Genomic DNA, 11,544 nt, shown 5'->3' with positions numbered 1-11,544 from the left:
GTCAAACTCTGGCTACCCTTTGTCCACGAAGCCTAGCTCGGAGTATCGAATTCACGCTCAGCGAGGAGGCGGTAATGTGCCATCTGGCCTGCCGCCCAGGTCTCGAATTCCGACAAAAAGTCTGCTGAGACGGCAACGCTGCGACCACCGCGGTCGACGCTGAAACAGCCGCGTCGTTCCGCATTGGCAAAGATATTGCCGACGTGCTGCCTTGAGACGCGAAATCGCTCGGCCAGCCCGCCATAGGAGAGAGGCGCCGGCGCAGCGGCGCCCGCCAGCGCGGCATAGTGTGCGGCAAGAACGGCAGACAGAACCGGATAACCGCAGTCCTGCCCGGTGAACTCGACCACATTGCAAAAGGGCGCGAAGTAGAGATCCTCCTGCAGAAACATCTCGTAGGAGGCCCCAAGCCAATCCGCCAGCCCCGCAGAATCCAATCGAAGCCTCGCAGCTATCGGCGACGCAGCCGGATCGAGGTGCTCGGAGGCGCCGAGAAAGGCCAGGGGTGATCGGCCGATTTCCTGAAGCAGCGTCATCGAGGGGCTCAACCGCAAAGCTCGACGGTCAGTCGGGAGCCGGCTCGCGACGAGGTAACCGCCCAGCTTGAGCGTGCCGACCAGCTCCGCGATCTGCCGGGCACTGGCTGGCGCGATACGCTGGAGCGCGGCCAGCGTCGGCGCGTCGCCGTCTCCCCGGCGCCAGCGCGCATCGAGACCGATCAGAACAAAGGAGACGAGATAGCGCAGCTTCTGGCCGAAGAATTTGTCCGCCGGCCAGGACGTTGCCAGCGGCTGGGTCATTGCGGCGCAGTACAAGCGCAAAGCATCGCGAAACCCGCTGCGGCCGATCAGGCTGGCGGCATAGGGCCACGGACCTCTGTCGATATGGAGCGCGATTGAGCGGTGGAGCATGCCGGCACGAGTGGCCGGTTCCGGAACATCATGCATGGCCGGATGCTTGCAGATTTTGGACTTTGCGACGTGAGGTCGGCATGGCCTTGATGCGTTTGCCCGACAACAGTTGATTGAGCCAATTGATATCCCGCTATGCGAAAGATCGCTACCCGCTCAAAGGATTTAGGAGGAAGCCGGCGAGATATCGGCGGTAGCACCATTTTAATTAAATCGGATCGCTCGACTTTCCGTGCGGCATTGATTTTGACGACGCTGCTTATACCTTTGAAGAATTTCGGGTGCGGAACTGCGCTTTCCCAGACTACTGGCAATATCGGCGGACTCGCTAACGTTTCGACTGACCAACCATTCCCTTACGATAGAGTAAAGTTCATCGGGACGGAYGGRCATATCCGCGCCCTGGACGATCTCAGTCTTGGTAGCCTCGTTATCATGGATACAGGTTCCATTGGTCGGCTGTCTGTCGTCYCTGGACGCTTGATGAATGTCTATTTTCACAGTTTCYTGACMGGGTCGACCGTGTATTTCGGATCGGCCTCGGATACCGGCAACATCAACTTCAATGGTTGGTACGGGACAGGTGGAATCAATCTCAATCTTGTCCTGGACGGCGGGACATTGACGGCTCTGACCGTTAAGCCTGGCAGTGCAAGCGTTCTGTCGCTCAATGCGGCGCTGAGCCTGGCCAAATCCCTTACGATCAACAATGACGCGACGCTTTATCTATCGGACGAGGCTGCCAGGATTTCCCGTCTTGAGGGCAACGGCCAGATCGGCATTGCCGGACAATCACTTACGATCGGCGGAGGAACATTTTCAACCAGCATAACGGGCGCGTCGCGCCTCATATTCACTGGCGACAGCACTTGGACAGGCACCGGCGCCAGCATCGGGACTCTCGAGGTTGCCCCCGGAGTGACGCTGGCGACCAGCAACCCCGCGGCAGTGGAAAGCTCGACCAATCTCCAGATCGACGGTACGCACCAACTGAACTCTTCGTTGGCGGTGAACGAGCTAAGAGGCAGCGGGCTGATCGCACTYGGTACCGGGGCGGTTCTGACCGTAGGCTCGCAAAATGCGAACTCCTCCTTCAGCGGCGCGGTCTCGGGCAGCGACGGCGCGCTCACCAAGGAAGGCACGGGCAGGCAGACGCTGACGGGCACCAGCACCTATACAGGGGGCACGACGATTGCGGGCGGCACGCTCGCGCTGGACGGCGCCGGCAGCCTTGGCGCGAGCGGCAGCCTCCGCCTTGCCGCCGCAGGCGCCGGGTTCGACATCAGCGGGGCATCCGGCAACCGGACCATCGGTGCCTTGTCGGGTGTGGCCGGCACCGCCATCACGCTCGGCGCCAATGCGCTGACCTTCGGCAATGCGACAGACCAGACCTTCGCCGGCGCGATCGGCGGCACCGGGGGCATCGTCAAGCAGGGCTCCGGCAGGCAGACGCTGATGGACAGCACCATCTATACCGGCGGGACCACCATTGCGGCTGGCACGCTGGCGTTGGCCGGCTCGGGCAGCCTTGCCACGAGCGGCAGCCTCCGCCTTGCCGCCGCAGGCGCCGAGTTCGACATCAATGGGGCATTCGGCAACCGCACTATCGGCGCGTTCTCCGGCGTTGGCGGCAGCACCGTTTCGCTGGGCAGCAACACGCTGACCTTCGGCAATGCGACCAACCAGGTCTTTGCCGGTTCGATCGGCGGCACGGGCGGCATCGTCAAGCAGGGCGCGGGCACGCAGACGCTGAGCGGGACCAGCACCTATGGCGGCACCACGACGGTCTCGGCCGGCGAGCTCCGCGTCGACGGCGCCCTGACAGGGCTCGGGGCGGTGACGGTCGCAGCCGGCGCGACCCTGTCCGGGACCGGCAGCATCGCCGGAGCCGTGACGGTGGACGGCACCATGTCGGCGGGCCACAGCCCCGGCACGCTGACGGTTGGATCGCTGACGCTCAACAGCGGCTCGACCTCGGTCTTCGAGCTGAACACGCCGGGAGTGGTCGGCGGCAGCGATCCCGTCACCGGCAACGACCTCGTCGAAGTTGCCGGCAACCTGACGCTCGGCGGCGCGCTCGACGCRAGCGCTGCGGCGGCCGGCTATTATCGCCTGTTCGACTATGGCGGCACGCTCACCGGCAGCTTCGACAGCCAGAGCGTGACCTCGACCCAGGGCGGCTTCACCATCGCCAGCGCGCAAGTGGAGACGGCTGTCGCGGGACAAGTCAACTTCGCCGTGCTCGGAGCCGGCCAGAGCATGCAGTTCTGGGACGGATCCAATACCGCCGGCAACGGCACCGTCGACGGTGGCGCCGGCACCTGGTCCGGCTTCGGCAGCAATTGGACCAGCASCACTGGCAGCGCAAATGCTGGCTGGGGCGGCTCGGTCGGCATCTTCGCCGGCAGCGCGGGCGGGGCAGTAAGCGTTGTCGGCCCTGTGGGCTTCGACACGCTGCAATTCTCGACAGACGGCTATGCGCTGAGCGGCGGCACGCTCTCGATCGCGCCGGCGAGCGGAGGAGCCGGCACCTTCAATGTCGACAATGGGGTCGTCGCCAGCATCGGCTCGACCATCGTCGATGGCAACGGCACGGCCATTGTCAAGGTGGGCGGTGGCAGGCTCATCCTCTCGGGTACCAACAGCTACACAGGCGGGACGACAATTGCCGGCGGCGTGCTCCAGGTTTCGGCCGATGCCAATCTTGGCGCGGCCGCCGGCGGCCTGAGCCTCGATGGCGGCACGCTGAGGACGACGGCGAGCTTCACCTCGGCCCGCAATGCCGTGCTCGATGCCGCAGGCGGCATAGTCCAGACCGATGCGGACCTGTCCTGGTCGGGTGGCATCGGCGGCAGCGGCGCCCTGACGAAGACCGGCAGCGGCACGCTGGTGTTGACCGGAACGAACAGCTATGCCGGCGGGACCATGATCGCCGACGGCGTCCTGCAGATCGGCGATGGCGGCACCTCGGGCTCGATCACCGGCCCTGTCGTCGACAATCGGACGCTCGCCTTCAATCGCTCGGACGACTTTGCCTTCGCCGGCGCGATCTCGGGCACGGGCGAGGTGCAGAAGCGCGGTGCCGGCTCGCTCACCTTGACCGGCGCCAACAGCTATTCCGGCGGCACATTGATCGCGCARGGCACGCTGATCGGTTCGGCCAGCAGCCTCGGCGTCAGCCAGATCGTSAACAATGGCGCATTCGTCATCGACCAGCCGGTGGACGCCAGTTTCGCCAACGCGATCAATGGCTCCGGTTCCTTCGCCAAGCGCGGCGTGGGCAATCTCGACCTGACCGGCACGAGCGCGTTGGCCGGCGCAACCACGATCGAAGCCGGCAAGCTCTCGGTCAACGGTTCGCTCGGCTCCTCGGCGGTGACGGTGCTGAGCGGTGCGACGCTCGGTGGCTCMGGCGCGGTCGGCGGTATCGCCGCCGATGCCGGCGGCACGGTGGCACCGGGCAACTCGATCGGAACGTTGACCGTCTCGGGCAATGTCTCGTTCGCCTCGGGCTCGACCTATCAGGTCGAGGTCAACGCCTCCGGCAGCAGCGACAGGATCGCGGCCTCGGGCTCGGCGACGATCTCGGGCGGCACGGTCCAGGTACTGGCGCAGACCGGCAATTACGCGGCGGCGACCAACTACACCATCCTGACCGCCKCGGGCGGGGTCGGCGGTAGCTTCAGCGGCGTCAGCTCGAACCTCGCCTTCCTCACGCCGTCGCTGGCCTATGACAGCCAGAACGTCACGCTGACCATGACCCGCAACGCCACCGGCTTCGGCCCCGATGGCGGCGGCAGCACGGGCGGTGGGTCCGGCGGGCAGCGCCCTTACATCGCTCAGACGCGCAACCAGAGCTTCATCGCGACCGCGGCGGAGCGTCTGGGAGGCGGCAATCCGGTCTACGACACACTGATCTCGGCGACGGCGGCCGAGGCCCGTGCCGGCTTCGACCTCATTTCGGGCGAGGCACATGCTCAGGGCGTCTCGGTGATGATCGATGAGAGCCGGCTGGTGCGCGACACCATCCTTGGCCATCTGCGCAGCCCACTGCTGACGCAGGCGCCAGGCCAGGTCGCAGGCGCCTTCAGCGCAGACCTGCCGGGCAGGAAGGGTGTGATCACGATGCCGGCCCCGGTGCCGCCGCCGCGTTATGCGCTCTGGGGGACGGCCTTCGGCAGCACCGGCGACAGCGATGGCGACGGCAATGCCGCGAGCCTCAACCACCGCAGCGGCGGGGCGCTGCTCGGGGCGGATCTCATGCTCTATGACGCGCCGGGCTCTTCGCTGAAGATCGGCGTAGCCGGCGGCTACAGCCAGTCGCGCTTCGACCTCAATGCACGTCTCTCCAGCGGSAGGCTCGAGAGCGGCCATGCCGCGCTCTATGCCGGGGCCCGCTTCGGCAGCCTGCGCTTCGATGCCGGCGCGACCTATTCGTGGAGCGAGAGCGACATCCGCCGTCAGGTCTCAATCCGCGGCTTCGGCGACCTCCTGCGCCTGCAGCGTCCGGGCCAGGTCGCGCAAGGCTTCGCCGAACTCGGCTATGGCCTCGCCTTCAGCGGCTTCGCGCTCGAACCCTTCGCGCAGCTGGCGCTGATCCGGGTCAGCACGGATGCCGGCAGCGAGCGCGGCGGGGCAGCGGCCCTGCGCCTGCTCTCCAGCGACCAGACGCTGGGCTTCACCACGCTGGGCCTGCGCGGCGAGGCGCAGCTTGGGGCGGTGCCGCTGTTCGCCCGCGCCATGCTCGGCTGGCGCCACGGCTTTGGCGAGCTCATCCCGCAGGCACGCACCGCCTTCGTCGCCGGCACCACCCCGGCCACGGTCTTCGCCGCCAGGATCGACCGCGAGGCGCTCGTCGCCGAGGCCGGGCTCGACTGGCGGATATCGCAGGCCACCGTGCTCGGCTTGACCTACTCCGCCGCCATCGGTGAACGCTCCCGCGATCACGCCCTTAAGGGACGCGTCGAAATGCTGTTTTGAGGGCGGCCAAGCTCGACATCCACTCTCGCTAACCTGTCAGATGTCGTGCGGGCTTGAGCTCACCCGCGCAAGTTGCGGATGCTGGCCCGCCGCCCAGAAGCAGATGTTCGGATTGGCCGGCAACATACCGCTCAATTCCGGTGTAGTCGATCATGGAAGGTCGATGATCTSGACCCCGTTTTGGTCTTGCCGAGCACGATTCTCTGAAGCTCCTTTATCGCACCGGATTGCGAGTCGATGGCGTATAGCGTCGCAGAATTCGACTTCTGGCCCGCCGCGACTAGAGAGCACCCCCGCAGGCCGATATTTAAGCCTCGCGGCTGCGTTTATTCCCGGCCGCGCTCCCATCGCCGCAGTCTGGAAATTCGCAGAGCCGCGTGCTATTTATCTGACTAGCTGACTAGGCATGAATCGATGGGCAAACAGGCAGAGCGTGCAAGGACAGGCAAAGCATCCGGCGGTCGAGCGGCGGCCGGACGCTGGAAGCTTGAGGATGCGAAGGCCCGCTTCAGCGAGGTGGTGCGCCATGCCCGGGAGGACGGCCCGCAGCACGTGATGGTGCGGGGCCAGGACGCCGTCGTCGTCATGAGCGTCGAGGAGTTCGAGCGTCTCGCGCCAGCGAAACCTCGCCCGCCCTTCGTCGCGTTCATGGAGAGCCTGCATCTCGGCGGCCTCGACCTGGAACGCGAGGCGGATCGCGGGCGGGATGTCGAGCTTTGAAGGGCTGGCTGCTCGATACCAATGTCGTCGCCGCTCTGATCAATCCGAAAGGCGCGCCATCGGTGAAGTCTTGGGCCGCCCGGCAGGACGAGGACACTTTCCATATTAGTGTGCTGACCTTGGCCGAGTACGATAAGGGCATCCACAACTTACCCGCGGACCACACCGAGCGGCCGCGTTACATCGCGGCGCGCGATGCGCTCGCCGAACGGTTCGGCCCGCGTGTGCTTTCGCTTGRTGACGACGTTGTGCGGCGCTGGGGGCGAATCTCCGGTGAGGTGAAACGGGCCAGCGGACATGCGCCGCCGGTGATCGACACGCTGCTCGCCGCATGCGCCATCGAGCATGATCTCTATCTGGTCACGCGTRATGTGAGGGACGCGAAGCCCTCCGGAGCAAGCGTGTTCGACCCGTGGAATGACGACGCAATGCATTTCCCATTGAGCCCGCGCACCAGCAAGACGCGAAGGCTCTCGGGATCCTTCAAGCGCTTCACCTGATCGCTCTTCAGGCCGCTGAACTCCTTGCGCCAACCATAACAGATGAAGGCCATCACTCCGATCGTGCGGATCGCCTCGGCAACCGGCCGACCTTGCGACGACAACACGTCCACCTTCGCAGCTTCGCGACGATCTCTTCAGGCTTATGCTTCTTGCGCGCTATAGCGACATCCCCCAAGGCTCAAAAGCCTACTTCACAGAGGACCCCTTTTCAGCGGGCGGGCCAATCAGCTTAGAAGCAATATAAACTATTGTTATTGCACGATAATTTGATTCATCGTACTGGCGTAGCGGAAACGGGCGGCCAACCGAGCCAGTCGAAGTTCTAGGACCTTCTCCCTGGATGCAAACCCAAGCGCTCGATATCTCTGCCCTCTATCTCTCCCAGAGATTGCGGCTGCAGCGCATCATCAGACGGCTCGTCGGAAATGGCGAGGCGGCGGAAGACCTCGTGCATCAGTCGTTCGAGAAGCTGCTGGCCGCGCTCGACGCGAAGGATATTGAGAACCGTCCGGCCTATCTCACCAGCACCGCACGAAATCTAGCGCTCAATCACCTTAGGGATATCGGCCGGCGCGGTGAGGTCGAGCTGGGGGACGAGCAGTTCCACGCCGTTCCCGACAGCCGGCCCTCGCCCGAACTCGTCGTGCTGCATCGTTCGGAGTTGCGGCGCGTCATGGAGGCTATCGCGGCTCTGCCGCCACGCCGGCGCGAGGTTTTCGTTCTCCATAAGTTCGAGGGCCTGAACTACGACGAGATCGCGGACCGGAAGGGCATTTCGCGCAATACGGTGATCTCCCACATCGTCCTCGCCTTGGCGGACCTCGACCGGCATTTCGTACGGTAGAGCGGAGCATCGTTCGTTCTTTCGAGCCCTCGGGTATTATAGACGTATGGGCTCCGGCTTTCTGAATCGCCGGGGCTCGCGAGGGAATCTTGGAAGGCGCATGAAGGGAGAGGCGACAGACCCGATCGTGATGGAAGCGCTCGAATGGTTCGTGCGCCTGCGCGACGAGAAGTCGACGACTGGCGATCGGCGGGCRTTCGAAATCTGGYACGCCCAGAGCGCCGACCATGCTGAGGCCTGGACRCGGGCGGCCGAGATCTGGAGGCGGCTGGACGTGGTGCAGYCCGAATTCGATCGTGTGCGGCAGTCGCCCACGSGCCTCTCTCGCCGGAATATCGTCGCTGGCTCGCTCGTCCTGGCAAGCGGCCTCGCTGCCGTYTATATCGCCCAGRAATCTGGGCTATTGGCCGAGTTCAAGACGGGAGCAGGCGAACGCAAGAGCCTYAGGCTGTCGGATGGAAGTACGGTCGAGCTCGGCACCTATTCCGCCCTGTCGACACGCTTCACCGGCAGCGAACGCCGGGTTGACCTCCACCAGGGCGAGGCCTTCTTCGACGTCGCAACCGACGGCAGTAGGCCCTTCGTGGTCGACGCCGGGCCCGGCTCGGCAAGAGCACTCGGCACGGCCTTCGACGTGAAGTTCGTGGAGGGCCAGGCCACCGTGACAGTGGCCCGGCACGCGGTCGCAGTCCGCAGCGGCGCGCCCGATGCGTTGCGCATAGAGGAGGGCTGGCAGGTCAGCTACGATCGGGCGGGACTGCAGCAGCCGCGCAAGGCGGACCTCGCGTCGGTGGCGGCGTGGCGCCGYGACCGCATCGTCTTCGAGGACACGCCGCTGCGCCGCGTGCTCGCCGAGCTGGAGCGCTACCGGCGCGGGCGCATCATCCTGACCAGCGACAGGATCGGTTCGATCCCCGTCACCGCGGTTTTCGATACACGCCAGACCGAGGCCGCCCTCCAGACCATCGCGGAGACGCTGCCGATCCGGATCTTCCATGCCACCGGCTACGTCGCCTTCGTATATCCGGCTTCCTGAAGTCGAATTTTTTCGGGCCGAGGTTCATTGATTCGCTCCGGCCGGGTGTCTCCATCATCGGGGGCGCATCCAGGCGCGCCTTATGAAACCGTCCCGGCAGGGGCGGCCAAGAGGCAGCCAGTTCATGCGTCGCGATTACTCCATCGATCCTTCCCGCTCCGGCAATTCGCGGTCGCTCGCCTTCGCGCTGGCCTTCGGCGCTTCGCTTGCAACGCTGTCCGTGATGACGGCATCGGCACAGCAGTCCGCTTCGGCGCGGGCGAGCTTCAACATCCGCCCGCAGCCGCTTGCACAGGCGCTGATCTCGTTCTCGAGCACGACCGGTGTGCAGCTCTTCTTCGACGCCAATCTGGTCCGCGGCAAGCAATCGCCCGGTGCCGAGGGCGCGATGAGCAGCGGCCAGGCGCTGGCGCGCATCCTTAGCGGGTCGGGTCTCAACTACCGCTTCACCAACGCCAGCACCGTCACGATCACGGGCCCCGTGGCCGGCGGGGCGGCCGATGTCGGCGGCGCGATCGCGCTCGACACCATCGACGTCCAGGGCGAGGTCGCCGGCGGCCCCGTCAATGGCTATGTCGCTCAGCAGAGCGCCACCGCGACTAAGACCGGCACGCCGCTCCTCGAGACGCCGCAGACCATCTCGGTCATCACGCGCGAGCAGATGACCGCACAGCAGGCGCAGAGCGTCCGCGACACCGTTCGCTACGCGCCGGGCGTCTATTTCAGCGACGATGCCGACTTCCGGTTCGAGCCGGTGAATGCCCGCGGATTTGCGCTCGATCCCTATGTCGACGGCCTGCGCCTCATGCCCGGTACCTGGTCGACGCCACGCGTCGATCCGTATTTTCTGGAGCGGGCCGAGGTTCTGGAAGGCCCGTCCTCGACACTGTACGGCCAGGCATCGCCCGGCGGCCTCCTCAACATGATCAGCAAGCGGCCGACCGCGACTCCACTTCACGAGGTCCAGATCCAGACCGGCAGCTTTAACCGCATCCAGGGGGCCTTCGACTTCAGCGGGCCGATCGACCCGGAAGGCAAGCTGCTCTACCGCTTGACCGGCATCGCCCGCGACACAGGCACCCAGGTGGACCATCTCGACCAGCAGCGTGTCGCCATTGCGCCGGCGTTGACCTGGAGGCCGACGGCGGACACGTCCTTCACGCTCCTCGCCAGCTATCTCCATGATCCCAAGGCAGGCTTCTGGAACATCCTGCCGCTGCGCGGCACGCTCTATCCCAATCGATATGGCTCGATCCCGCGCTCGTTCTTCGCTGGCGAGCCCAATTTCGAGAGTTTCGACTTTAACCAGGCGGCCGTCGGCTACGAACTCGAGCATCGGTTCAACGACACTCTCAAGTTCCGCCAGAACCTGCGCTTCAGCCATATCGACCTGAACTATCGGGAGGCTCAGGTTATCGGCGTAGCCGCGGACGATCGCACACTCCAGCGCCAAGCTTACATGGCCAAGGAAAACCTCAACACGGTCACGCTCGACAATCAACTGCAGGCCGATTTCGTGACCGGCCCGCTGCAGCACACGGCCATTCTCGGCCTCGATTATCAGTACAAGAAATGGGACAACTTCACCCGCTTTGGTGCGGCACCGGCGCTCGATCTGCTGAACCCTGTCTATGGCCAGCTGATCCCGCTTCCGGGCATCTTCCAGAATGCCGACCAGGTCCAGCGCCAGCTCGGCGTCTACGTACAGGATCAGATCAAATTCGGCGGCTTCGTCCTCTCGCTCGGCGGGCGGCAGGACTGGGTCAGCAGCAGTAACAGCAATCACGTCAACGGTGTCGCGACGCAGCAGGCCAGCCACGCCTTCACTTGGCATACCGGGCTGCTCTACAAGTTCGACAACGGCCTGGCGCCCTATGTCAGCTATGCCACCTCGTTCCAGCCGACGGCGGGCACGGCTGCAACCGGCACCCCCTTCGATCCGACGAAGGGAGAGCAGTACGAGGCGGGCATCAAGTACCAGCCGGTCGGGTGGAATGCCCTACTGACGGCATCGGTGTTCAATCTTCGCCAGAAGAATGTCCTGACTGCGGATCTCGATCCGACACACCCTATCGGCAGCCAAGTGCAGACGGGCGAGGTCCGTTCGCGCGGCATCGAGTTCTCGGCTGTGGCCACCATCGTCGAAAATTTGAGCGTCCGCGCTTCCTATACCTATCTCGACGCCGAGGTGGAGAAAGCCAATGACGGCACCGTCGGCAAGAGGCTGGCCGGCGCCCCACGCAATTTCGCCAGCCTGTGGGGCGACTACACCTTCCGCAGCGGGCCGCTCAACGGCTTCGGCTTGACGGCGGGCGCTCGCTATGTCGACTCGTTCTTCGCCACCAATGCCAACACGATCAAGATCCCGAACGTGACCTTGTTCGATGCCGGCGTGCACTACGATCTCGGCGCCGCGAGCCCGATACTCAAGGGGACTAAGCTCTCGGTCAGCGCGACCAATCTGTTCGACCGGAAATATGTCTCCACTTGCGCCGCTGTCGGCTGCCGCTGGGGCGTCGGGCGCACCGTCTACGCGACCCTGTCCTACCG

7 protein-coding genes and 2 pseudogenes are annotated in these 11,544 nt (G+C 64.9%); 6 read left to right on the top strand and 3 right to left on the bottom strand.

The window, feature by feature from the left end; genetic code table 11:
• Positions 1-32 precede the first annotated feature (32 nt).
• A complete protein-coding gene (locus AB4Y99_RS19220) occupies positions 33-947 on the bottom strand; it encodes a MarR family transcriptional regulator (protein ID WP_441524435.1) in 915 nt (304 codons plus the stop codon).
• 882 nt (positions 948-1,829) lie between these two features.
• Between AB4Y99_RS19220 and AB4Y99_RS19215 the strand changes: the two genes are divergently transcribed.
• Positions 1,830-5,891 (top strand): autotransporter domain-containing protein, encoded by a 4,062-nt coding sequence (locus AB4Y99_RS19215; protein WP_441524434.1) that lies wholly within the window; start codon positions 1,830-1,832, stop codon positions 5,889-5,891.
• 131 nt (positions 5,892-6,022) lie between these two features.
• On the opposite strand, the pseudogene AB4Y99_RS19210 reads toward AB4Y99_RS19215, so the two are convergent.
• Positions 6,023-6,202: pseudogene (locus tag AB4Y99_RS19210) on the bottom strand (beta-propeller fold lactonase family protein); the annotation flags it as partial.
• A 103-nt stretch (positions 6,203-6,305) separates the two neighbouring features.
• Here AB4Y99_RS19210 and AB4Y99_RS19205 point away from each other — a divergent pair.
• The gene (locus tag AB4Y99_RS19205) at positions 6,306-6,611 is read left to right on the top strand and encodes a type II toxin-antitoxin system Phd/YefM family antitoxin (RefSeq protein WP_441524433.1); all 306 of its coding nucleotides are present in this window, start codon (positions 6,306-6,308) and stop codon (positions 6,609-6,611) included.
• Positions 6,608-7,111: a type II toxin-antitoxin system VapC family toxin gene (locus AB4Y99_RS19200; RefSeq protein ID WP_441524432.1), complete on the top strand. Its 504-nt coding sequence runs from the start codon at positions 6,608-6,610 to the stop codon at positions 7,109-7,111. Before AB4Y99_RS19205 ends, AB4Y99_RS19200 begins: the two co-directional genes overlap by 4 nt.
• Here the strand turns inward: AB4Y99_RS19200 and AB4Y99_RS19195 are convergent.
• Positions 7,084-7,274: pseudogene (locus tag AB4Y99_RS19195) on the bottom strand (IS3 family transposase); the annotation flags it as partial. The gene AB4Y99_RS19200 and the pseudogene AB4Y99_RS19195 overlap by 28 nt on opposite strands.
• Before the next feature lie 180 nt (positions 7,275-7,454).
• On the opposite strand from AB4Y99_RS19195, the gene AB4Y99_RS19190 reads away from it, so the two are divergent.
• The 3 genes from AB4Y99_RS19190 to AB4Y99_RS19180 form a co-directional block, all read left to right on the top strand.
• Positions 7,455-7,958, top strand: a complete 504-nt coding sequence (locus AB4Y99_RS19190) for an RNA polymerase sigma factor (RefSeq protein WP_370955450.1) — start codon at positions 7,455-7,457, stop codon at positions 7,956-7,958.
• A gap of 100 nt (positions 7,959-8,058) precedes the next feature.
• Positions 8,059-8,994: a FecR family protein gene (locus AB4Y99_RS19185; RefSeq protein WP_441524431.1), complete on the top strand. Its 936-nt coding sequence runs from the start codon at positions 8,059-8,061 to the stop codon at positions 8,992-8,994.
• A 124-nt stretch (positions 8,995-9,118) separates the two neighbouring features.
• Positions 9,119-11,544: TonB-dependent siderophore receptor (locus AB4Y99_RS19180; protein ID WP_441524430.1), on the top strand; the 2,426-nt coding region annotated here is incomplete at its 3' end.

The sequence above is a fragment of the Allobosea sp. TAB14 genome, from assembly GCF_052113865.1.
In the GTDB taxonomy this organism is placed as follows: domain Bacteria; phylum Pseudomonadota; class Alphaproteobacteria; order Rhizobiales; family Beijerinckiaceae; genus Allobosea; species Allobosea spartocytisi.
This window is presented reverse-complemented; position numbering and strand designations above follow the sequence as displayed.

Coding starts and splice junctions, on each gene's coding strand:
- AB4Y99_RS19205 (WP_441524433.1), top strand. CDS start 6,306: ATGGGCAAACAGGCAGAGCGTGCAAGGACAGGCAAAGCATCCGGCGGT.
- AB4Y99_RS19190 (WP_370955450.1), top strand. CDS start 7,455: ATGCAAACCCAAGCGCTCGATATCTCTGCCCTCTATCTCTCCCAGAGA.
- AB4Y99_RS19220 (WP_441524435.1), bottom strand. CDS start 947: ATGCATGATGTTCCGGAACCGGCCACTCGTGCCGGCATGCTCCACCGC.